Annotated in this window: 26 protein-coding genes; 10 read left to right on the plus strand and 16 right to left on the minus strand. The window is 77.0% G+C overall.

Annotated elements, in window-relative coordinates:
* Position 1 precedes the first annotated feature (1 nt).
* From BKA21_RS09035 to BKA21_RS09055, 5 genes are read right to left on the minus strand one after another with little or no spacing between them, the layout of a single operon-like run.
* The gene (locus BKA21_RS09035) at positions 2-1,228 is read right to left on the minus strand and encodes a sensor histidine kinase (RefSeq protein ID WP_140457908.1); all 1,227 of its coding nucleotides are present in this window, start codon (positions 1,226-1,228) and stop codon (positions 2-4) included.
* Positions 1,225-2,214, minus strand: coding sequence for an acyltransferase family protein (locus BKA21_RS09040; RefSeq protein ID WP_140457909.1), 990 nt, complete (start codon positions 2,212-2,214; stop codon positions 1,225-1,227). Before BKA21_RS09040 ends, BKA21_RS09035 begins: the two co-directional genes overlap by 4 nt.
* Positions 2,211-3,149, minus strand: coding sequence for a D-alanine--D-alanine ligase family protein (locus BKA21_RS09045; protein WP_140457910.1), 939 nt, complete (start codon positions 3,147-3,149; stop codon positions 2,211-2,213). Before BKA21_RS09045 ends, BKA21_RS09040 begins: the two co-directional genes overlap by 4 nt.
* Positions 3,149-4,288: an alanine racemase gene (gene alr, locus BKA21_RS09050; RefSeq protein WP_140457911.1), complete on the minus strand. Its 1,140-nt coding sequence runs from the start codon at positions 4,286-4,288 to the stop codon at positions 3,149-3,151. The genes BKA21_RS09045 and alr overlap by 1 nt, the downstream gene beginning before the upstream one ends.
* The gene (locus BKA21_RS09055; protein WP_140457912.1) at positions 4,285-4,911 is read right to left on the minus strand and encodes a M15 family metallopeptidase; all 627 of its coding nucleotides are present in this window, start codon (positions 4,909-4,911) and stop codon (positions 4,285-4,287) included. The genes alr and BKA21_RS09055 overlap by 4 nt, the downstream gene beginning before the upstream one ends.
* Before the next feature lie 128 nt (positions 4,912-5,039).
* On the opposite strand from BKA21_RS09055, the gene BKA21_RS09060 reads away from it, so the two are divergent.
* Both BKA21_RS09060 and BKA21_RS09065 read left to right on the plus strand, forming a co-directional pair.
* Entirely contained in the window at positions 5,040-5,741 is a 702-nt protein-coding gene (locus BKA21_RS09060) for a DUF6518 family protein (protein ID WP_140457913.1), read from the plus strand.
* 79 nt (positions 5,742-5,820) lie between these two features.
* Entirely contained in the window at positions 5,821-6,645 is an 825-nt protein-coding gene (locus BKA21_RS09065) for a TspO-related membrane protein (RefSeq protein WP_140457914.1), read from the plus strand.
* Positions 6,646-6,670: 25 nt separating this feature from the next.
* Here BKA21_RS09065 and BKA21_RS09070 read toward each other — a convergent pair whose 3' ends face one another.
* Entirely contained in the window at positions 6,671-7,204 is a 534-nt protein-coding gene (locus BKA21_RS09070; RefSeq protein ID WP_140457915.1) for a hypothetical protein, read from the minus strand.
* A 64-nt stretch (positions 7,205-7,268) separates the two neighbouring features.
* Here BKA21_RS09070 and BKA21_RS09075 point away from each other — a divergent pair, with 64 nt between their 5' ends.
* Complete coding sequence (locus tag BKA21_RS09075) at positions 7,269-7,619, plus strand: hypothetical protein (protein ID WP_140457916.1); 351 nt, start codon at positions 7,269-7,271, stop codon at positions 7,617-7,619.
* A gap of 3 nt (positions 7,620-7,622) precedes the next feature.
* On the opposite strand, the gene BKA21_RS09080 is transcribed toward BKA21_RS09075, so the two are convergent.
* Positions 7,623-7,961: a YnfA family protein gene (locus BKA21_RS09080; RefSeq protein ID WP_140457917.1), complete on the minus strand. Its 339-nt coding sequence runs from the start codon at positions 7,959-7,961 to the stop codon at positions 7,623-7,625.
* A gap of 269 nt (positions 7,962-8,230) precedes the next feature.
* On the opposite strand from BKA21_RS09080, the gene BKA21_RS09085 reads away from it, so the two are divergent.
* Together BKA21_RS09085 and BKA21_RS09090 are read left to right on the plus strand one after the other, a co-directional pair.
* A complete protein-coding gene (locus tag BKA21_RS09085) occupies positions 8,231-8,773 on the plus strand; it encodes a GNAT family N-acetyltransferase (protein ID WP_170208927.1) in 543 nt (180 codons plus the stop codon).
* Between the two features lie 34 nt (positions 8,774-8,807).
* Positions 8,808-9,212: a GNAT family N-acetyltransferase gene (locus tag BKA21_RS09090; RefSeq protein WP_239073033.1), complete on the plus strand. Its 405-nt coding sequence runs from the start codon at positions 8,808-8,810 to the stop codon at positions 9,210-9,212.
* Positions 9,213-9,284: 72 nt separating this feature from the next.
* Here the strand turns inward: BKA21_RS09090 and BKA21_RS09095 are convergent, their stop codons facing one another.
* The gene (locus BKA21_RS09095) at positions 9,285-10,019 is read right to left on the minus strand and encodes a DUF2306 domain-containing protein (protein WP_140457918.1); all 735 of its coding nucleotides are present in this window, start codon (positions 10,017-10,019) and stop codon (positions 9,285-9,287) included.
* Positions 10,020-10,093: 74 nt separating this feature from the next.
* On the opposite strand from BKA21_RS09095, the gene BKA21_RS09100 reads away from it, so the two are divergent.
* Both BKA21_RS09100 and BKA21_RS09105 read left to right on the plus strand, forming a co-directional pair.
* Positions 10,094-10,693: a TetR/AcrR family transcriptional regulator gene (locus tag BKA21_RS09100; RefSeq protein ID WP_140457919.1), complete on the plus strand. Its 600-nt coding sequence runs from the start codon at positions 10,094-10,096 to the stop codon at positions 10,691-10,693.
* Between the two features lie 147 nt (positions 10,694-10,840).
* Positions 10,841-11,011 carry a hypothetical protein gene (locus BKA21_RS09105; RefSeq protein WP_170208928.1) on the plus strand — a complete coding sequence of 57 codons (171 nt, stop codon included), beginning with the start codon at positions 10,841-10,843 and terminating at the stop codon, positions 11,009-11,011.
* A gap of 34 nt (positions 11,012-11,045) precedes the next feature.
* Here BKA21_RS09105 and BKA21_RS09110 read toward each other — a convergent pair whose 3' ends face one another.
* Both BKA21_RS09110 and BKA21_RS09115 read right to left on the minus strand, forming a co-directional pair.
* On the minus strand, positions 11,046-11,567 hold the full coding sequence (locus tag BKA21_RS09110; RefSeq protein WP_140457920.1) for a mycothiol transferase: 522 nt from the start codon (positions 11,565-11,567) through the stop codon (positions 11,046-11,048).
* A 16-nt stretch (positions 11,568-11,583) separates the two neighbouring features.
* Positions 11,584-12,327, minus strand: a complete 744-nt coding sequence (locus BKA21_RS09115; protein WP_140457921.1) for a DinB family protein — start codon at positions 12,325-12,327, stop codon at positions 11,584-11,586.
* A 162-nt stretch (positions 12,328-12,489) separates the two neighbouring features.
* Here BKA21_RS09115 and BKA21_RS09120 point away from each other — a divergent pair, with 162 nt between their 5' ends.
* Positions 12,490-13,044 (plus strand): GNAT family N-acetyltransferase, encoded by a 555-nt coding sequence (locus BKA21_RS09120; protein ID WP_140457922.1) that lies wholly within the window; start codon positions 12,490-12,492, stop codon positions 13,042-13,044.
* A 12-nt stretch (positions 13,045-13,056) separates the two neighbouring features.
* Here BKA21_RS09120 and BKA21_RS09125 read toward each other — a convergent pair whose 3' ends face one another.
* Complete coding sequence (locus tag BKA21_RS09125; protein ID WP_140457923.1) at positions 13,057-13,404, minus strand: TfoX/Sxy family protein; 348 nt, start codon at positions 13,402-13,404, stop codon at positions 13,057-13,059.
* Positions 13,401-14,294, minus strand: coding sequence for an alpha/beta fold hydrolase (locus BKA21_RS09130; RefSeq protein ID WP_140457924.1), 894 nt, complete (start codon positions 14,292-14,294; stop codon positions 13,401-13,403). Before BKA21_RS09130 ends, BKA21_RS09125 begins: the two co-directional genes overlap by 4 nt.
* Positions 14,295-14,353: 59 nt before the next feature.
* Between BKA21_RS09130 and BKA21_RS09135 the strand changes: the two genes are divergently transcribed.
* Positions 14,354-14,986, plus strand: a complete 633-nt coding sequence (locus BKA21_RS09135; protein ID WP_140457925.1) for a winged helix-turn-helix transcriptional regulator — start codon at positions 14,354-14,356, stop codon at positions 14,984-14,986.
* A 6-nt stretch (positions 14,987-14,992) separates the two neighbouring features.
* Here BKA21_RS09135 and BKA21_RS09140 read toward each other — a convergent pair whose 3' ends face one another.
* The 4 genes from BKA21_RS09140 to BKA21_RS09155 form a co-directional block, all read right to left on the minus strand.
* Positions 14,993-15,466 (minus strand): P-loop nucleotide/nucleoside kinase family protein, encoded by a 474-nt coding sequence (locus BKA21_RS09140; protein WP_140457926.1) that lies wholly within the window; start codon positions 15,464-15,466, stop codon positions 14,993-14,995.
* Positions 15,467-15,594: 128 nt separating this feature from the next.
* The gene (locus BKA21_RS09145) at positions 15,595-15,798 is read right to left on the minus strand and encodes a hypothetical protein (RefSeq protein WP_140457927.1); all 204 of its coding nucleotides are present in this window, start codon (positions 15,796-15,798) and stop codon (positions 15,595-15,597) included.
* Between the two features lie 73 nt (positions 15,799-15,871).
* Entirely contained in the window at positions 15,872-17,140 is a 1,269-nt protein-coding gene (locus BKA21_RS09150; protein WP_140457928.1) for a hypothetical protein, read from the minus strand.
* Between the two features lie 84 nt (positions 17,141-17,224).
* Positions 17,225-17,644 carry a VOC family protein gene (locus BKA21_RS09155; RefSeq protein ID WP_140457929.1) on the minus strand — a complete coding sequence of 140 codons (420 nt, stop codon included), beginning with the start codon at positions 17,642-17,644 and terminating at the stop codon, positions 17,225-17,227.
* 103 nt (positions 17,645-17,747) lie between these two features.
* Between BKA21_RS09155 and BKA21_RS09160 the strand changes: the two genes are divergently transcribed.
* The gene (locus BKA21_RS09160; protein WP_140457930.1) at positions 17,748-18,731 is read left to right on the plus strand and encodes a helix-turn-helix transcriptional regulator; all 984 of its coding nucleotides are present in this window, start codon (positions 17,748-17,750) and stop codon (positions 18,729-18,731) included.
* Positions 18,732-18,749 lie beyond the last annotated feature (18 nt).

Here is an 18,749-nt window from a genome sequence, read left to right on the forward strand (position 1 = left end):
ATCATGCCGTCCTCGCGCGCACCGGCACCCAGGCGGTGACGGTGAAGGTGGGCCCCTCGGCGGTGTAGCTCCGGTGCACGTCCAGCCGTCCGCCCACCGACTCGAGGCGCCTGCGCATCCCGTCGATCCCCAGGCCCGGGTGCGTGGGCGCGGACCCGGCGGGCGGGGCTCCGCTCTCGGCGTTGCTGACGATGATCCGCAGCGCGTCCCCCTGCCCGCCGTCCGGCCAGTGCCGCTCCACCACGACCGGGGCCGCGCGCGTCCCGTGCCGGATCGCGTTGGTGAGCATCTCCTGCAGCACGTGGAACGCCACGACCTCGAGCTCCGGCGGCATCGGCCGCGGCTCGCCGCGCTGCTCCGAGCGCACCTCGTGCCCGCTGGCGCGGACCCCGTCGACCAGGTCGTCCAGACCACCCGGGCGGGCGGGCGGCGGGCCGGTCGGGCTCAGCACGCCGCGCACGTCCTGCAACGACGTCCGGGCCGAGGTGGCGATCGTGGCCATCGTCCGCTTGAGCGCCGCGGGGTCGTCGGGCAGGAACTGCGCCGACTCGGCCTGGGCGAGGATGACGGCCAGCGAGTGGCCGACGACGTCGTGCACGTCGCGTGCCAGGCGCGCCTGCTCCTCGCGCAGCCGGGCGATCTCGCGGGCCTGGGCGGTCTCGAGCTGCGCGGCCAGCGCGTCCTGCTCGGCGGCCGCCTGGGAGTCCTCGGACCGGCGGGCGCGCACCACCGCACGCACCGTCAGCCCGGCGAGCCACGGCAGGGCGAGCAGGAGGAACCCGAGCAGGGACACCCCGACGACGACCGTGCTCGTGGCCAGGGACGCCGAGGCGACCAGGTCCCGCAGGATCCCGAGGTCCGCGAAGAAGCCGTGCCACCCGCCCAGGAGCAGGACGGCCGCGAGCGCGGCCGCCGCGGGCAGGGACACCCCGCTGGCCACCACGGTGGCCCGCCCGCCCCAGCGGGCGCACGCGTAGGCCACGACGGCGACGGCCGCCTCGACGCCGAGCACGGGGATCCCGGTCAGGACGTGCGCGGCGGCCAGCGCCCAGACGATCGCGAGCCCGACGCCGGGGGCCCGACGCACCAGCAGCACGGCGACGGTGAACCCCAGCACCGGCAGCCAGGACGCAGGCCCGGACCGGACGGCCTCCGCGGCGCCCACGATCAGCACGGCCCCCGCGGCGGTCGCCTCGGGCAGCCACGACGGCCGGTCGGCGGGGCTCATGCCGCGACCTCGACGCGCGCCGGGGACTGCAGGGGGCGTTCGACGAGATGCCAGCTCAGGGCCGCGAAGACCGCCGTCAGGGCGAGGGCCGGCGCACCAGCGTGCTCCACGTGCGGGCGCAGCCACACCGTCAGCGGGTAGTTCCACAGGTAGGCCCCGTACGACACCGTGCCGAGCGCGACGAGCGGGCGCAGCACAGGCGTCGCCACCCGGTCCCAGGTGCGCCACGCGAGCAGCAGCACCGCCGTGAGGGCAGCGATGGCCGGACCTCCCGCCAGGTACGTGAGCACGTGTCCTCGCAAGGGAACCACGCTGAGCACCGCCAGCGCGACGAGCGCGACGGGCACGGCGCGGGCCGGGACGGTGACGCGCTCCTGCGACCACCGGGCGGCCGCGCCGACCACGAAGCAGACCGCCCAGCTGGTCGGGAGGGTGTACGCCAGGTCGGGCTCCTCGGCCAGCCAGACGACGGTCGCCACGCACGCGAGGACGCACACGCCGCCCACGGCCAGCAGCGTCACGCCGACCTTCCGGCGCGCGAACCCGAGCGCGAGGACGACCGGCCAGAACAGGTAGAACTGCTCCTCGGTCGCGAGCGTCCAGAGGTGGAACGTCGCGTCGCTCGTCTCGCCGACAGGCAGGTTGCCCGTCCACGTGAGGGCGACCGCGACGGTCCGCAGCAGCCGGTCGCGGTCGTCGAGCGGGTCGAGCAGCAGGGTCACCAGCACCACGGCGACGACGAGCACGACGAGCGCCGGCACGAGGCGACGCGCGCGGCGCCGGTAGAAGCGGCCCAGGTCGACGCGCCCGGTGCGCTCCAGCTCGCCCAGCAGGACCCCCGTGATCAGGTAGCCGCTGAGGGTGAAGAACATGACGACGCCGACCACGCCCGCCCCGGGGAACAGGCCGGGGAAGGCGTGGCGCAGCAGCACCAGCGCGACGGCGATGCCGCGCAGCAGGTCGATCGCCTCGACGCGCCCGCTCATGCGAGCGCGTCCCGCACCAGCAGGTCGACGAGCGCGGGGTAGGGCGTGCCGCCGGCCGCGAACATCCGGGGCACCTGGGAGTGCGCGGTGAACCCCGGCATGGTGTTGACCTCGTTGAGCACGGGGCCGTCGGCGGTGAGGAAGAAGTCGACCCGGGCGACGCCCGCGCACCCCAGGGCGTCGTAGACGGTGACGGCGGCGGCGCGCAGCGCGTCGCTCTCGGCGTCCGTCAGCGGTGCCGGGACGAGGAAGCGCGCCGTGCCGTCGTACTTGGTCCCGAGGTCGAACAGCCCGTCGACGACGATCTCGAGCGCCGGCGGCACCACCCGGGATCCGTCGGGGCGCCCGAGCACCGCCACGTCGACCTCGCGGCCGACGACGACGTCCTCGACCAGCACCCGGTCGTCCACGGCCAGCGCCGCGGCCAGGGCAGGTGCCAGCTCGTCCCGCGTGCGGACCAGCGAGACCCCGTGGCTGGACCCGGCGGCGACGGGCTTGACGACGACGGGCCGCGTCCAGGCGTGGCCCGGTGCAGCGACGGCGGTGAGCAGGACCCCGGGCGCGGTGGCGACGCCGACGGCGCCGGCCACGAGCTTCGTCGTCCACTTGTCCATGGCCAGCGCCCCCGCGCGGACGCCCGAGCCCACGTAGGGCAGACCGGCCAGCTCGCACAGCGCGGCCAGGGTGCCGTCCTCGCCCCGCGGGCCGTGCAGGGCCGGCAGGGCGACGTCGCAGGTGCTGAGCACCCGCACCGCGCCGTCGAGCCCGAGCGAGGACCCGTGCGCGTCGCGCCACCCGCCGTCCGGGTCGATCGTCATGGCGACGACCTCGTGACCCACCGAGCGCAGGGCCTCGACGGCCGCCGCGGCGGACGCCAGGGAGACCTCGTGCTCACAGCTCTGCCCGCCGCCGACGACGGCCACGCGCGCGCCCATCACAGCCCCCTCGGGCCGGCGGGGCGCACCGTACGCACCAGCCGTGCCCCCAGGCCGGTGACGATCTCGTGCTCGATCGTGCCGGACCACGCCGCCCACTCCCGCAGGGTGGGCCCGCCGTCGTCCCCCGGCCCGAGGACGGTGACGGTCTCCCCCGCACCCGTCCCGTCGGCGCCGAGGTCGACCACGGTCATGTCCATCGAGATCCGTCCCACGACCGGCCGCCGTCGGCCGCGCACCAGGACCTCCGCACGACCCGACGCGGTCCGCGGCAGACCGTCCGCGTAGCCGAGCGGCAGCAGCCCGAGCCGCGTCGGCGCCGGGGCGGTCCAGGTGTGCCCGTACCCGACGGGGCACCCCGCGGGGACGTCCCGCACGTCCACGAGGGGTGCCGTGAGCGTCAGCGGCGCCCGCAGCGCGGTGGTGCCCGACGGGTCGATGCCGACCAGACCCGCACCGACCCGGCACAGGGTGTGGTGGCTGCCCGGGTCGAGCAGGGCGGCCGCCGTGCTGGCCAGGTGCCGGTCCGCCGGCCGCAGACCGGCGGCCCGGGCGGTCGCCACCGCCCACGCGAAGCGGGCGCGCCCGTCGGCGTTCGCCGGGTGCCCGGGCTGGTCCGCGCAGGCGAGGTGCCCCATCACCCCGACGACCCGCACCAGGCCGCGGCGCTCGGCCGCGCGGGCGGCGCGGCACAGGTCGGCCCAGCGGTGCGGCGCGGCGCCGTCCCGGGCCATGCCCGTGTCGACCTGCAGGTGCACCCGTGCGCCGGGCGCCGCGCGGACCACCGCGTCGAGATGGTCACGACCGGGCACCGCGACGTCCACGCCGTGCGCGAGCGCCGCGGCCCAGTCGGCATCGACCGGGTTCAGCCAGCTGAGCACAGGTGCGCGCAGCCCCGCCTCCCGCAGCCGCCCGGCCTCCTCCAGGCTGGTCACGCCCAGCCGCGTCGCACCGGCCGCGAGCGCCGTGCGGGCCACGTCGACCATGCCGTGCCCGAACCCGTCGGCCTTGACCACGGCCATGACCTCGCCCGCGACGCGGCCGACGAGGAACGCGGTGTTGGCCGCGACCGCGCCCAGGTCGACCGTGAGCGTCGGGCGGCTGCCGGTCCGCGGCTGCGCGTAGGCGAGCGCGCTCATGCGGCCACCCCCGCGAGGTCGACGGGGCCGTGCAGCGCGGCGTCAGCACCGGTCAGCAGGGCCCAGTACCGGTCGCCCCAGGACCAGTGCCACCACTCGGTGGGGTAGTTGACCAGCCCCGCCGGGCCGAGCACCTCGCCGAGCAGCGCCCGGTGCGCCCTCGCCGCCGCGGAGATGTCGCGAGCCGCGGTGAAGCACCGACCGCCGGACTGCTCGGGCGTCGCGTCCACGGGGGTGCCCATGTCGAGCTCCTGGCCGCGGTCGTCGACGAGCGTGAGGTCGACCGCGGACCCGGCCACGTGCGGCGCGACGGCGACCGGGGCGACGAACCGGCTGGTGAGGCGGGCCAGCTCCGCGGCGCCGAGCCCCGGCCGGTCGGCGGCCACCTGGGCGGAGTACCGCGCGATGATGGCGCGCTGGGCCTCCACGGGCCGGTGCCCCTCGAGCACACGCAGGGCGACCCCCGCCGGGAGGCGGTCCCGGGCGGCGGCGAGGCGGAGCGCCACCCCCTCGCGGACCAGCGCGCGGGGGGGTCCGAAGGCCGGGTCGAGGGCGACCAGCGGCTCGCCGTCGTCGTGCACGGGGACCGCGGCCACGCGGGGGTCCGACAGCAGGATCGTCATGCCAGGAGCGTGCGCGGGCGGGGGTGGCGCGGGCCTCCGCCTCAGGTGCCGGTCCGCGGTCCCCTGGTGCCGTGGTCCTGCCCGCGAGGTGGAGGTGCGTCTCGTCCGCTCGGGCCACGCTGGTCGTCATGACCACGACGCCCACGCACCCCGACGCGCCCGTGCCGACCGTCCGACCCGCCGACCCGGCCCGACGGACCGGTGCTCCCCGCCGCGCCGACGTCCTGGCGCACCTGCGTGCCGCGGCCGCCGCCCTGGCGCTGGGCCTCGCGGTGGGCGTGGCGACGTCGTTCCTGCAGACGTGGCTGCCTGCGCCGTTCACCGCGCTGGCCAACGGCGTCGCCCCGTGGCTCGTCGCGCCCTTCGTCGTCGGGCTGCGGCTCGCGCGCGGCTGGTGGAGCGCCCCGCTGCTCGGCGTGCTGGCCTGCGTCGCCCAGGTCGCCGGCTACTACCTGACCTCGGACCTGCGCGGCTTCGCGGTCGGCTCGGCCTTCGTGGTCGTGTGGACGGTCGCGGGCGTCGTGGGCGGGGCGGCGTTCGGCGCCGCGGGCCTGCTGCACCGGGCGGCGCAGGGTCGGCTGGTCGGGCTCGGGGCCGCGACCGTCGGGGCCGTGTGGGGCGCCGAGGCGCTCGTGACGTTCACGATCGTCCTGGGCTACCACCGCGAGGCGGTCGTGCACGCGGCGGTCGGGCTCGCGCTGCTCCTGCTGCTCGCCGGGTCCCGCCGCCAGATCCGTCCGGCGCTGGCGTGGCTCGTCCCGATCCTGGCCCTCGGCGCGCTGCCGTTCCTGTGGATGCAGGCGACGCTCGGCGGTGGGCTCACCGGGTGACGGGCAGTCGCTGAGTGCGGCACCGGGCACCCCCGCCTCTCGAGATGCTCAGCAGGCTGAGTGTTGGCACGCTGGGGTCATGGAGACCACGACCGCCGCACCCGTCGGCACCACCACCTCACGCGACCGTGTCCGCCAGGTCACGGTCCTCGTCGGCGCGGTCGTCGCGATCGTCGGCGCCGCGATCGGCGCCGGCGCGTTCGGCGGCCAGCCGATCGCCGAGGCCGCAGGTGGCGCCCTGTCGGCGACCGCGACGCCGATCGCGCCGGACACCCCGGCGTTCTCGATCTGGTCGGTCATCTACACCGCGCTCGCCGTCTTCGCGGTCGTCCAGGCCCTGCCCCGCCAGGGCTCCGACCCGCGGCTGCGGGCGGTCTCGTGGTGGGTGCTGGCGTCGATGCTGCTCAACGCCGTGTGGATCGCGGTCGTGCAGGCCGGGTCGGTCGGCGGCAGCGTGCTGGTGATCCTCGCCCTGCTGGTCGTGCTGGCGACGGTCTACGTGCGGCTCGTCCGCCTCGCGCACACCGGCACCGCGACCTCCGCCGTCACCGACGTGACCGTCGGCCTGTACCTGGGCTGGGTCAGCGTCGCGACGATCGCGAACATCACCGCGTTCCTCGCCGTCGCCGGCGTCGGCGAGCTCGGCCTGGGCGCCACCACGTGGTCCGTCGTCGTCCTGGCCGCCGCGGCGACCCTCTCCGTGGCCTACGCCGTCTTCGGCCGCCGCCGGCCCACCCTCGTCGTGCCCGTGGGCCTGGCGATGTCCTGGGGACTGACGTGGATCGGCATCGGCCGCACCGAGGGCCCGGTGGTCGACCAGACCGTCGCCGCCTCCGCGTTCGTCGCCGCCGCGGTCGCCCTGGTGTCCCCGATCGCGACCACCCTGACCGCCCGCCGCCGCTGACCGACCCCGACGCCGCTCGTCCCGCCTACACGCAGATCCAGCAGTAGAGCCGGAGCCCGCCGTCCCGGGCGCGGCGGGCGAGCCCGGCCAGGAGCTCCAGCACCTGCGTGAGGTCGGCCGGGGTGGACCACCCGCGGAGCTCGTCCGTCTGCGACCACGGCACCGCTGCACGTGCCAGCGTGGCCGGGTCGGCGTCGGCGAGCGCCGCCGCCAGGATGTCGCTGACGGTCCACACCATCAGCGCCCCCTCGTCGCGCTCGGCGAGCACCTCGCCGTGACGTGCGTCCTCGAGGAGGTCGTCGAACGTCACGCCGGCCAGCAGGGACCCCACCGTCCCCAGCATGACGACGGGGTCGATGCCCTTCAGCTCGACGGTGTCGTAGACGGGGAGCGACTCGTCGGTCACGAAGGTCGGCAGCGGCGCACGCCCGCCTGGACCTGGCTGCGCGTCCGCGTCGACGACCAGGACGTCACGCGAGCCGGGACCGCCGACCCGGTCGAGGACGGCGGCCGCCGCATCGTCCGAACCGGCCGCGAAGTAGTCGAAGAGGACACCCATGCCCCGCAGGGTGCCAGGACGCGCCCACACCGGACGCCGGCCCACGGTGTGCTGGGATGGGACGGTGTCAGAGGGCGTGCTCCTCGCGTACCTGTACACGCACGGTCGGGTCCGCGAGGTCTTCCTCGACCTCGTGCTCGGCCCGTGGGACGACGAGGCCGACCCGTCGCACCGGCTGAGGTTCTCGACCCGCACGGGACCCGTCCACGACGGCACGATCGGCTCGACCCTCGTCGACGCCGCACCGCCGAGCGCCGACGACACGCTCGTCGGCACGCCGGTGGCGAGGGCGCTGGGGCTGACCCACCCGCTGCTGCCGACCGTGTGGGCGTGCAGCGACTCCGTGCTCGTCGACGTCCCGGAGGTCCGCGCGCACCTGACCGCCCGCCGCCGGTGGCGCCTGCCCTGGCGCTGAGCGTCAGGCGCCGGGCCGCGGGGCGTACATGATGACGGCGACGCCCACCAGGCAGATCAGCGCGCCCGTGACGTCCCACCGGTCGGGTCGGAAACCGTCGACGACCATCCCCCACAGCAGCGACCCGGCCACGAACACCCCGCCGTACGCGGCGAGGATGCGGCCGAAGCTGGCGTCGGGCTGGAGCGTCGCGACGAAGCCGTAGGCGCCGAGCGCGAGCACCCCCGCGCCGATCCAGAGCCAGCCCTTGTGCTCGCGCACGCCCTGCCACACGAGCCAGGCCCCGCCGATCTCCAGCAGGGCGGCGGCGACGAACAGCACGATCGAGCGGGACGTGGTCACCAGGGCGCTCCTCGGGGTGGTCGCCGGCACGCGGACGACGGTGCAGGACGGCCGAGCCTAGGCGCCCGGCCCCGGCCGCCGGACGAACCGTGCTTCGCGACCCGTGGACCGGCCCCGCGCGGGGGGCTAGCGTCGGTCGCACACGTCGCCACCGGGGAGATGTCGACCGTGAGGAGCACCGCCATGCCCGTCGATCCTGCTGCCACCGTCCCGCCGGGCTGGGTCGGGGGTTTCGCGCAGTCGGACCCCGCCTTCGCCGGGCTCGCCTAGTGGCGCCTGCCCCGGCCGCACCGCGGGACGTCGTCGAGGACCTCGGGCCCGTGCAGCTCGCGCGGTTCACCCCGGAGGACGTCGCCGACGTGCACGCCTTCGCGTCGGACCCGCTGGTCTGCGCGCACACCACCTGGGGGCCGAACACGCCCGAGGACACCCGAGACTTCGTGGCGCAGGCGTGCCGACCCGTTCCCGGGACGGTCCTGCACGCCGTCGTCCGCGCCGACCGCGTGATCGGCTCGGCGTCGGTGTGGACGACGAGCGCGGCGGACGGCTGCGGCGAGATGGGCTACGTGCTGCACCGCGACCACTGGGGCCGCGGCTACGCCACGCTCGTCGCCCGCGCGCTGCTGCGGATCGGCTTCGACGAGCTGGGCCTGGCACGGGTCGCCGCGACCTGCGCGCCCGCGAACGCCGCATCGGTCCGGGTCCTGGAGAAGGCCGGCCTGGTGCGCGAGGGGCTCCTGCGCGGGGACCGCCTCGTGCGCGGGGCCCGCCGCGACTCCCTGGTCCTCTCCCGCCTGTCCACCGACGGGTGAGCCGGTGGACCCGCTGTCGCTGCACCATGGGGCTGTGGACGACTCGATCACGCTGCACGTCCGGGGCGATCTCACGGACCGCGAGCTCGACCTGCTGCACTCGGCGGCGTTCGACCAGCCGCCCGCGGGCGCGCCCTGGCGCCAGCGGCTCGCCGACCGCAGCCTGACGTGGGTCACGGCCCGGCTCGACGACCGGCTCGTCGGGTTCGTCAACGTGGTCGGCGACGGCGGCGTCCACGCGATCCTCCTGGACACGTGCGTCGCGGCCGCCGTGCGGGGTCGGGGCGTCGGTCGTGCGCTGGTCGGCGCGGCCGCCGACGAGGCGCGGCGAGCGGGCTGCCACTGGTTGCACGCCGACTACGAGCCGCACCTGGCCGACTTCTACGAGGGCGCATGCGGCCTGAGACCGACCGATGCAGGCCTCCTCCGGCTCGTGTGACGCGTGGTCTCGCCCGGCTCGCAGGCCCTGCGAGGCAGGACACTTCTGTTTGCGCTCACGCAAGAGAAGTGGTCATCCGATGGGGCTGCTGCTCGGCGGGGGTGTCGCAGGCAGCGCGTAGGAGGGCAGCCCGCGGCGGCGGACGAGGCGTTCGGCGACGACGAGGTTGGGCAGCCAGCACAGGAACGGCACCGCGGCGTAGGCGTTGGCGAACGCCGCGTCCTGGTCGAGCCCGGGCCCGCCGACCACCACCTGCGCACCCACCAGCACCCCGAGCCACAGGCGCAGCGTCACCGCGGCGAAGGTCAGCGCGTAGTTGCGCAGCATCCACGCCTGGTGCCCGGCGAGGTCGCCCGTGCGGACGGATGCGAGGGCTCGGGCCCCGGTCACGACCCACAGCACCGCGAGCGCCCCGAAGCCGAACACCCCGACGAGGCCCGCGGTGTTGACGGGCAGGATCGCCAGGCCGGAGAGCCCGCCGAGCGCGACCGCACCGAGGTACACGCGGCCGGTGGCGCGGTGCAGGGCCGTCGCGCGGCGCCGCAGGGTGTGCGAGAACTGCACGGGGCCGAGGAGCAGGGCGAGCGACGCGGTGATGATGTGCACGTAGAGGGCGCCCTGGAAGAACGGGTGGGCGTCCGCGTAGCCCCCGCCCAGCCCGCCACCGTCCTCGGCGAGCTGGTCGAGGCTGGCGGCGCCGTAGGTGGCGAGCGAGACGAGGGCGATCGCCAGCGCGAGGACGCCGACCACCGCGAGGCCGACCCGGCGGTGGGCAGGGACCTGCGGAGCGGCGTGCGGCGTGGTCATGGGACCCCTTTGATGCGAGAGCCGTTTACATTGTGAGCGGTGTCAACATATGGCCCGATGTTAGGGTCGTCAACATGCCGTCCAGTCCTCGATCCCCGGGTCGGCGTGCGGCCTACCACCACGGCGCCCTGCGCGACGCGCTCCTGACCGGCGCACGCGAGATGCTGGCCGAGCGCGGCCTCGACGGGTTCAGCCTCAGCGCCCTGGCGCGGCACCTCGGAGTGAGCACCGCAGCGCCCTACCGGCACTTCGCCGACCGCGACGCCCTGATCGACGCCCTCTGCGTCGAGGGCTACGAGGAGTTCGGCGCCGCGCTCGACCGCGCCGCACGCTCGACCGACGACCCGCGCGCCCGGCTCGACGCGCTGGGCGTCGCCTACCTGCGGTTCGCCGCGGAGCACCGGGCCGTCTTCACCGTGATGTTCGCGAACCGCGGCGACGCCGTGACGGAGGCCGGCCGGCCGACGTTCGACCCGCTCGTCCAGGCCATCCTCGCGGCACAGGCCGCCGACGTGCTGCCCCCGGCCACGGACCCGCGCGTCCTCGCCCGCACGCTCTGGGCGACCCTGCACGGGCTCGCCGTGCTCGGCGGCCAGGGCGGGCTGGCCAAGCTCGGGCTCGACGACGCCCCGGAGGCGCTCGTCGCGAGCGCGTTCTCGTTGGCGACCAGGTGAGAGCACCCGGGACGCGCGTTGTCGCACCCGCACGTCCCAGGCGTGCGGCCACCGGGTGCGGTAGGCATACCTGGGGACCGCGTCCGGCGGCCCGTCACGCACAGCGGGCCTGCTCGGGCCCGCGGGGCCCAGAGAGGACGGCAGCAGATGACGCCTGAACGGATGCTGGTGCTCGTCGTCTTCGTCGGGCTCGCCGTGACGGCGCTGTGGATCGGCAGCGGCTGGACGGCCGCGGGCCCCGCGCTCGGCGCCGTCGCGATCCTCGTCGACACGTGGCGCAGCCGACGCGCCGAGGCCCGCCGGGCGGCCACGGACTGAGCCGCACAGCCTTCAGCCCCGCACAGCCCGGTGGCTACTCGCCCGTCGTGCCGTCGGCGAGCTCGCGGGTGACGTCGAGGTGGCCGACGTGCCGGGCGTACTCCTGCAGCACGTGGAACGCGATCCACGCGAGCGTCGGCGTCGGCTCGGCGGTGAAGCGCCCTCCGACGGTTCCCCGGGTGCTCCACGGCACGGTGGTGAGGATCTGCGTCGTGCGTTCGCCGCCGGCGTGCAGGCGCTCGGCCAGGTCGGCGGCGGTCACGTCGTCGGGCACGTGCCACCGCCCGGCGTCGGTGCCGCCGGCCTTGTCGCCCCACGGCTGGTCGACCTGCTCGGCGTGGAAGCCCCACGCGAACCAGCGCTGCTCCATGTGCACCAGGTGGCTGAGGAGCTCCAGCGGCGTCCACCCGGACGGCAGCAGCGACGTGCGCTGCTGGTGGGGCGCCAGGCCGAGGACCTTGCGGGCGGCGGCGGCGCGGTAGTAGTCGAGGTACGCGACCATCTGGACGGCAGGGTCGGCGGAGTCGACCCGCGGCTCGACGTCGGAGACGGCCATGCGCGCCACCGTAGCGTCAGCCCGGGGCGAGCCGGGCGAGGTCGCGGACGGCGTACCGGTGGTGCTCCCACTCCTCCTCGAGGATCACGTGCACGCACTGCCGCACCGACTCGGTCCGGTCCGGGGCCCACGGGTTGGTGCGCACCTGCTCGAGCTGCTCGGGGGTGACGTCGGCGAGGAAGTCCCGCACCTGGGCGACCCGGTCGGCGCGCGCGGCCAGCACGTCCGCGTACGGCGGGGTCCCGGGCGTGAAGACGGACGTGTCGTGACCGTCGGTCGCGTACTCGACGTTCGGCTGCCCCAACGGGTGCGGCGGGCCGTCGATCTGCAGGACCGCCCGGCGCAGCCACGTGTCGGTGGCGAAGACCAGGTGCCGCAGGGTCTGGGCGAACGACCACTCGCCGTCGACCTGCACGTCCACCGCGCCCGCCGGCAGCGTCGCGGCGCGCGCGAGGGTGGCCTCCCAGGTGCGCTCGACCGCGGCCCAGGCGGCGCGCAGCCCGTCCGGGTCCTCGGCGCGCCGCTGCGCGCGCCCCGGGAACCGTCGGTCCAGCTCGGCCTCGACGTAGGGGGCGACGTCGACGCCGTTGACCAGCAGGCGGTCGTCGGTCAGCCACGGCGCGTCGATGTCCGCGCCGGGCAGGTCGACGCCGCGCATCACCACGCCCGCGAGCCGCGCGCGCACGAACCGCGCACCGGTCAGGTCCGCGTCGACGAACTGCGCCGCCGTCAGGTCGTCCGTGCCGTCGAACGTCACCATCGCTCCCCCTCGTGCCTCGCCGCACGCGGCACCCGCCACGTCTCCCGGACAGGCTCGCGCACACCGCCCACACCGGCCCGACGAGCCTCGCTCCCACCGTGGGCGGCCCGTCGTGCCGAATCAGATGGCCGGGGCTGCGCGCACGCTGCCACGATCACGCGCATGAGCACCGACGAGGCCGCACCGGCGCACCCTGCCGCACCGCGCGTCCGCATCGTCCACCTCGACAGGCCGACGTTCCGGGCGCTGGCCGCGGGCGACGTCCTCGCGGTCGACGCGGCGTCCCCCGTGCCGCTGCCGGCGTCGTTCGCCGGGCCGGACTGGCGGGGCGTGTGGCGGCGGCGGGCGGCCCAGGTCGACGAGGACCCGGGCGCGGCGGGCTGGGTCACCGGCGTCGTCTGGGACGAGGACCGCGGCCTGGCGGTGGGCCGGGCCGGCTTCCACGGCCCGCCCGACGACGACGGGATGGTCGAGATCGGGTACGCGGTCGAGCCGGAGCACCGGCGGCAGGGCTACGCACGGGCCGCGCTGGTCGCCCTGCTGCGACGTGCCGCGTCCGAGCCCGGGGTGCGGACCGTGCGCGTGTCGATCAGCCCGGACAACGCGGCGTCGACGGCGCTCGCGCTCGGCCACGGCTTCGTGCGGGTCGGCGAGCAGTGGGACGACGAGGACGGCCTGGAGATCGTCTACGAGGTCCCGGCGGCCGCAGCACGGTGACCGGCCCGCGCCTCACCGCGGCGGCACGCCCCGCAGGTGCGCGAGCGCGGCGGCGGCGAGGTCGGGCCAGCGGTCGGCGTGCTCGACGGGGACCTCGACCCAGCCGCGGAAGGACCGCCCACGGGCACCGGGGCTGAACAGGTCGGCGCCGGGCAGCGCGAGTGCCGCGGCGTGCTCGGCCGTGCCCGCGCCCAGGCGCACGCCCAGGCGGTCGCCCTCGAGGCACGCGAACATCCGCCGGTCGAGCGCGAGCATCGGCCGCCCCATCATCTGCGCACGCCGGGCGCCGGCGGGCGCGAGCTCGGCCAGCACCTCCTCGAACGCCGCGAGGGCAGCGGCGTCGACGGGCGGGGCGCTCACGAGGACGGCCCGTGCAGGGACGACCGACCGGCCGGGTGCCAGGCGCGGACGGCGTCGGCCACGTCGGCAGGGGCGTCGGACGGCACGAAGTGGCCCGCGCCGGGCAGCCGGACCAGGTCGGCGTGGGGCAGCTCGGCCCGCCAGCGGTCGAGCTCGGTCTCGCGGAAGGCGATGTCGCGGTCCGCCCAGAGCAGCAGCGCGGGCACGTCGGCGAGCGCGGGCAGCGTCCGGGCGACGTCCGCGAGGAACGGCGTGGCGCGGACGATCTCGGCGGCGAACCGGGAGGTCGCCTCACGCCTGCCGGGGGTGTCGAGCGGTGCGCGGTAGTGGTGCATCTCGGCGCGCGTGAGCCGGCGCCGGCGGTGCCCGAGCGGCAGCATCGCGCGGACCACGAGGTGCGCGTGGCGCGCACCGAGCCGGCCGACCGGTCCGCCCATCGCGCGGGAGAACGTCGTGAAGTGCGGGTCGTCGTCGACGGGCCAGGCCCAGCTGTTGGCGACGACGAGCCCCGCCAGGCGGCCGGGATCGCGACGGGCGGCGGCGAGGCCGATCGGGACGCCCCAGTCGTGGGCGACGAGCGTCCAGGCGTCCAGGCCGAGGGCGGCGACGACGTCGGCCACGACGCGGGCGTGCTCGGCGGGCGACCCGCCGAACCCGGGGCCGGCCGTGCTGAGCCCGAGGCCGGGCAGGTCGGGGGCGATGCAGCGGAAGTCCGCGCGCAGGCGGCCGACGACGTCACGCCACTCGTACGACCAGGTGGGGTTGCCGTGCAGCAGGAGCAGGGGCGGCCCGGTGCCCTCGTCGACGAGGTGCACGACGGCGTCGTCGACCTCGACGGTCCGGGTCGTCCAGGGGTAGGTGGTGCGGTCCAGCCAGCGCGGGTCGGTCACGGCCCCTCCGGTTGATAGCCTCTACCGTGGTACAGAAAGTCAACCACCGAGGGGTGCGCGTGTCCACGTACGGCCAGTTCTGCGGCGTCGCCCGGGCCCTCGACGTCGTCGGCGAGCGGTGGACCCTGCTGCTGGTGCGCGAGCTGCTCGTGGCCCCGCGGCGGTTCACCGACCTGCGGGCCGGCCTGCCGGGCATCGCCCCCAACCTGCTCAGCCGCCGCCTGACCGCGCTGCAGGACGCCGGGGTGGTCGAGCGACGCCTCGCCGACCGCGGCACGGTCTACGCCCTGACCCCCTGGGGCGAGGAGCTGCGCGGCGTCGTGCGCGAGCTCGTGCGCTGGAGCACCCGCACCATGTCGGGCGGCCCGGCCGCCGACGACGCCTTCCAGCCGCAGTGGCTGGCGGTCGCCCTGGACGCGCTGCTGCACGACGTGCGCACGGCCGGGCCCGTCACGCTGGCCCTCGACGCCGACGGGTGGCAGGGCACGGTGAGCGCCGGCCCGGACGGCGTGGTCGTCACCGGCGGGACCGCACCCGACGGCCGGGCCGCCGACGCCACGCTCCGCGCCCCGGGCCCGCTCCTCCTGGGCGCCGCGGCCGGTGCCGTGCCGCTCCCGCGGCTGCTGGCCGCCGGCACCCTCACGGGCGACCGGACCGCGGTCGCCGCCGCGCTGGGCGTCCTCGACGCCTGACGACCGTCACGCCCCGCCTGCGACGACCACCAGCGGTCCCTCGTCCTCGGTGGGCACCTCGAAGCCGTCGAGGTACGCCCGCGCGAGCGCCGGCGGGACGACGACGTCGTGGGGGCCGGACCCGGTGCGTCCGGCGAGCCGGCGCAGCACCACGTCGGGGGGCGTCGCCAGCAGGTGCGTCACCGGCACGACCCCGAGCGGCGCGAGGACGGCCCGGTAGGCGTCCCGCGACGCCCGCGACCAGAACGACGTGTCCACCACGACGTCCCGGCCCGCGGCGACCAGGGTGCGCAGCCGCACGTGCAGACCGGCGTGCACCTGCCCGGCCGCGTCGGCGGGCAGCGGGTGCTCACGCAGACCCTGCTCCCACGCCGCCTCGTCGAACGACAGCCGCACGTACCCGGCCCGCTCCAGCGCCCGTGCGTGCGTCGACTTGCCCGCACCCGCGGGCCCGCACACGAGCACCACGCGGGCGGTCATCGTCCACGCCCGCGGCCGGGCCCGACGTCCCTCACGTGTCGCACGGGACCATGCTGCCCGCCCGGCCGGGGCGCCGGGACCGCCGCGCGGTGGCGCCCCTGGTGCGGGCCGGCACCAGGGGCGCCCGCTCAGACCCGGCGCTCGCGCTGGCCCCACGCCCAGCGCAGGAGCTCGCCGTCGACCGGGCGGATCGTGCAGCAGGTGTCGAGCGCGCGGGTGACGCGCCACGGGTCGGTCTCGTCGTGGCCGCGCGCCGGGTCGGCGCCGGCCCGTGCGGGGTCGCCGGCGTGCGGGTCTCCGGCGCCGGGCGTGCTGTTCCAGGGCGTGTGCATGCGCAGGTGGTCCTTCCTCGGTCCTGGGGTGCCGGCCCGTGGTGCGGGCGGCGCGTTCCGGGGCGGGGAAGGATCAGTCGGGGCGCGCCCCGGGGCGGGGGGCCAGGGCGGACGGGACGGCGTCGTCCGCCGCCCGGGCGGCGGCACCCGTGGGTGCGGGGCCTCGGGGGGCGCCGGGCACGGCCGCGGCATCGGTCGCCGGCGCCGGGGTCGGCGAGGCCGTCCCGCCGGCCGTCGCCGGGCAGCCGGTGCCACGGCCGTGCGGCACGGGCGGAGCGGCCGGGTCGCCCTGCAGGGCGGTCGACGCACCGGCCACGACCGCGGCCCCCGGCTGCCCCGTACCGCGGGACGCCGCAGGGACGTGCACGGCAGCGGCACCCGGGGACGCCGCGACGACACCGGAGGACGCCGTCACGAGCGGCGCGGACGTCGGCGGCGCGGAGGTCGGGAGCGCAGGGGTCGGCGGCCTGGACGACGGCACGGTCGCCGACGGCCCGCCCGGCTCGACCACCACGGGGAGCAGGGCGTCCGTCACCGGCGCGCCGACGCCGCCGAGCACCCGGTCGAGCGCCGGAACGGCGGGGCCGAGCGGCACCGTCACCGGCGCCAGCAGCCGGCCCACCGGCACGGTCACCGGGGCGAGAGCGCCGAGCGCGGGCGTCGTCACGGGCGCCAGCCCCGCGAGCACCGGCCCCGTGACCGGCGCGGCCGCCCCGAGGACGGGCGCGGTCACCGGCGCGACGCCGCGGCCGACGGGCTCCAGCGCGGCACCGACGGGCCGCACCGCCGGGTCGACGACCGCACCGGCCGCCCCCACCACCGGCTCGAGCACCGCGCCGACCGGCTCCAGGGCTTCGCCGATGCCGCCCGCGACCGGCTCCACGAGGTCGCCCACCGGCTGCGCGACCGGCTCCACGAGGTCGCCGACCGGCTCGGTGGCCGGCGCCTCGACGTCCGCGGGCGTGCCCGTCACGGGTGCGTCGGTGGGCACGTCCTCTGGCGCGGACCCGGTCCCCGCCTGCCCGGCCGGGGGCTGCTGCGGTCCGGCCGGGCGGTCCTGCGCCCCGCCCAGCACGACGTCGACCGTTTCGGGGACGACCGCACCGACCGCGTCCCGGGCCACGGCCTCGACCGGCGCGACGACCTGGTCGACGCCCCCGACGACCTGGTCGACGCCCCGGGAGACCTCGGCGACCGCGGCGTCGAGCACGTCGGCCGCACGGCCCGCGGACGGCGGCTCGGAGGCCTGCGCCGGAGCGGCGAGCACGGCGCCCCCGGCCCAGAGGCCGGCCGCCGCGGCAGCGGTCAGCAGGGCGCGACGCCACCCGTGACCCGCTCGCACGCCACCTCCTGCCGCTCCTCGCACGTCGGTCAGGGTAGCCAGACCCCTCGGCCGGACGCACGGCAGGCACGGGTGGGCGCCGGCTCAGCCGGCGTGCGGGGCCACGTCGAGCACCCAGGTGATGCCGAACCGGTCGGTGACCATGCCGTACAGCGGCGCCCACCCCGCGGGCGCGAGCGGCTGGACCACCGTCCCGCCGGCGACCAGCGCCTGCCAGTACCGCGTGACCTCGTCGGCGTCGTCACCGCGGACGGAGACGAAGAACGGGTCCTCGCCCCGGGCGTGGGCCCGGCCGGACGGCACGTCGTAGGCCATGACGCGGAAGCCGGCGTCCGAGGCGACCTGGCCCCACATGACCTGGTCGGCCTCGGCCGGGTCCTGCACGGCGCCCGCGTCGGCGTAGGTGATCGCAACGAGCTCGCCGCCGAACACGGACCGGTAGTGCTCGAGGGCGGCACGGGCGTCGCCGCGGAAGTTCAGGTGGGTGACGGTGCTGATGCTCATGAGGGCTCCTGCTGCCGGGGGCGGCGCGGCGCGCCGCCCGGTGCTCACGACGCTAGGAGACCTAGGTGCCACTTCTCGGCCGCAATTCGCGGGAGACTGGGGCATGGCCGTCACGAGCACGCGCACGCTCCGTCTGCTGTCGCTCCTGCAGCAGCGGCGGCACTGGGGCGGGGCCGAGCTCGCAGGGCGGCTGGGGGTCTCGCTGCGGACCCTGCGCCGGGACGTCGACCGGCTGCGCGAGCTCGGGTACCCGGTGGCCGCCCGGCGGGGCATCGACGGCGGGTACGCGCTCGCGCCCGGGGCCGCGCTCCCGCCGCTGGTCCTGGACGACGACGAGGCGGTGGCGCTCGCGGTGGGCCTCTCGGCGGCGGCGACGGGCGTGGCCGGGCTGACGGAGGCGTCGGTGCAGGCGCTGGCGAAGGTCGTCGCGGTGATGCCGGCACGGCTGCGGCGGCGCGTCGACGCGCTGCGGGCCATGACGGTCCCGGCGACGTGGGGCGGGGCGGGCGTCGACGAGGTCGTCGAGCCCGGCGTCCTGACGGTCGTCGCGCTGGCGTGCCGCGACGAGGAGCGGCTCGCGTTCACGTACGCCGGCGCGGAGGGCCCGACCACGGCCCGGCAGGTGGAGCCGGTGCGGGTGGTGCCCCTGGGCTCCCGCTGGTACCTCGTGGCGTGGGACCTCGACCGCGTGGACTGGCGGGTGTTCCGGCTGGACCGGGTGCGCGACCCGCGCGGCACGGGTGCCCGGTTCGCGCCCCGGGCCCTGCCGGCCGACGACGTCGCGACGTTCGTGCGGGACCGCCTGAGCGGCGGTCCCGAGCGGCACCGCGTGGAGGCCCTGGTGGAGGCGACGGCGGCCACGGTGCGGCAGCGCGTGCCGTGGCTGGCCGCCGAGGACGACGGGCCGGGCCGCTGCCGTGTCCGCCTCGAGGTCGACGACCTGCGGTGGGCGGCGGCCGCGCTGGCGCTGGTCGGCGAGCCGTTCACCGTCGTCGCGCCGCCGGAGCTGCGCGCGACGCTCGCCCAGGTGGCGCGGCGGCTCGGTGCCGCGGCGACGTCCGACGCGGTGGAGTCCCCCAGCGCCTGACGGACCCCGTGCGGTGCA

Source organism: Cellulomonas oligotrophica (genome assembly GCF_013409875.1).
In the GTDB taxonomy this organism is placed as follows: Bacteria; Actinomycetota; Actinomycetes; order Actinomycetales; family Cellulomonadaceae; genus Cellulomonas; species Cellulomonas oligotrophica.

What these genes read in the sequence shown, in the direction of transcription:
- BKA21_RS09110 (WP_140457920.1), bottom strand. Translation starts at nt 11,567, where the DNA reads ATGGCCGTCTCCGACGTCGAGCCGCGGGTCGACTCCGCCGACCCTGCC.
- BKA21_RS09045 (WP_140457910.1), bottom strand. Translation starts at nt 3,149, where the DNA reads ATGGGCGCGCGCGTGGCCGTCGTCGGCGGCGGGCAGAGCTGTGAGCAC.
- BKA21_RS09120 (WP_140457922.1), top strand. Translation starts at nt 12,490, where the DNA reads ATGAGCACCGACGAGGCCGCACCGGCGCACCCTGCCGCACCGCGCGTC.
- BKA21_RS09060 (WP_140457913.1), top strand. Translation starts at nt 5,040, where the DNA reads ATGACCACGACGCCCACGCACCCCGACGCGCCCGTGCCGACCGTCCGA.
- BKA21_RS09100 (WP_140457919.1), top strand. Translation starts at nt 10,094, where the DNA reads ATGCCGTCCAGTCCTCGATCCCCGGGTCGGCGTGCGGCCTACCACCAC.
- BKA21_RS09095 (WP_140457918.1), bottom strand. Translation starts at nt 10,019, where the DNA reads ATGACCACGCCGCACGCCGCTCCGCAGGTCCCTGCCCACCGCCGGGTC.
- BKA21_RS09105 (WP_170208928.1), top strand. Translation starts at nt 10,841, where the DNA reads ATGACGCCTGAACGGATGCTGGTGCTCGTCGTCTTCGTCGGGCTCGCC.
- BKA21_RS09140 (WP_140457926.1), bottom strand. Translation starts at nt 15,466, where the DNA reads ATGACCGCCCGCGTGGTGCTCGTGTGCGGGCCCGCGGGTGCGGGCAAG.
- BKA21_RS09115 (WP_140457921.1), bottom strand. Translation starts at nt 12,327, where the DNA reads ATGGTGACGTTCGACGGCACGGACGACCTGACGGCGGCGCAGTTCGTC.
- BKA21_RS09155 (WP_140457929.1), bottom strand. Translation starts at nt 17,644, where the DNA reads ATGAGCATCAGCACCGTCACCCACCTGAACTTCCGCGGCGACGCCCGT.
- BKA21_RS09160 (WP_140457930.1), top strand. Translation starts at nt 17,748, where the DNA reads ATGGCCGTCACGAGCACGCGCACGCTCCGTCTGCTGTCGCTCCTGCAG.
- alr (WP_140457911.1), bottom strand. Translation starts at nt 4,288, where the DNA reads ATGAGCGCGCTCGCCTACGCGCAGCCGCGGACCGGCAGCCGCCCGACG.
- BKA21_RS09035 (WP_140457908.1), bottom strand. Translation starts at nt 1,228, where the DNA reads ATGAGCCCCGCCGACCGGCCGTCGTGGCTGCCCGAGGCGACCGCCGCG.
- BKA21_RS09040 (WP_140457909.1), bottom strand. Translation starts at nt 2,214, where the DNA reads ATGAGCGGGCGCGTCGAGGCGATCGACCTGCTGCGCGGCATCGCCGTC.
- BKA21_RS09055 (WP_140457912.1), bottom strand. Translation starts at nt 4,911, where the DNA reads ATGACGATCCTGCTGTCGGACCCCCGCGTGGCCGCGGTCCCCGTGCAC.
- BKA21_RS09145 (WP_140457927.1), bottom strand. Translation starts at nt 15,798, where the DNA reads ATGCACACGCCCTGGAACAGCACGCCCGGCGCCGGAGACCCGCACGCC.
- BKA21_RS09065 (WP_140457914.1), top strand. Translation starts at nt 5,821, where the DNA reads ATGGAGACCACGACCGCCGCACCCGTCGGCACCACCACCTCACGCGAC.
- BKA21_RS09070 (WP_140457915.1), bottom strand. Translation starts at nt 7,204, where the DNA reads ATGGGTGTCCTCTTCGACTACTTCGCGGCCGGTTCGGACGATGCGGCG.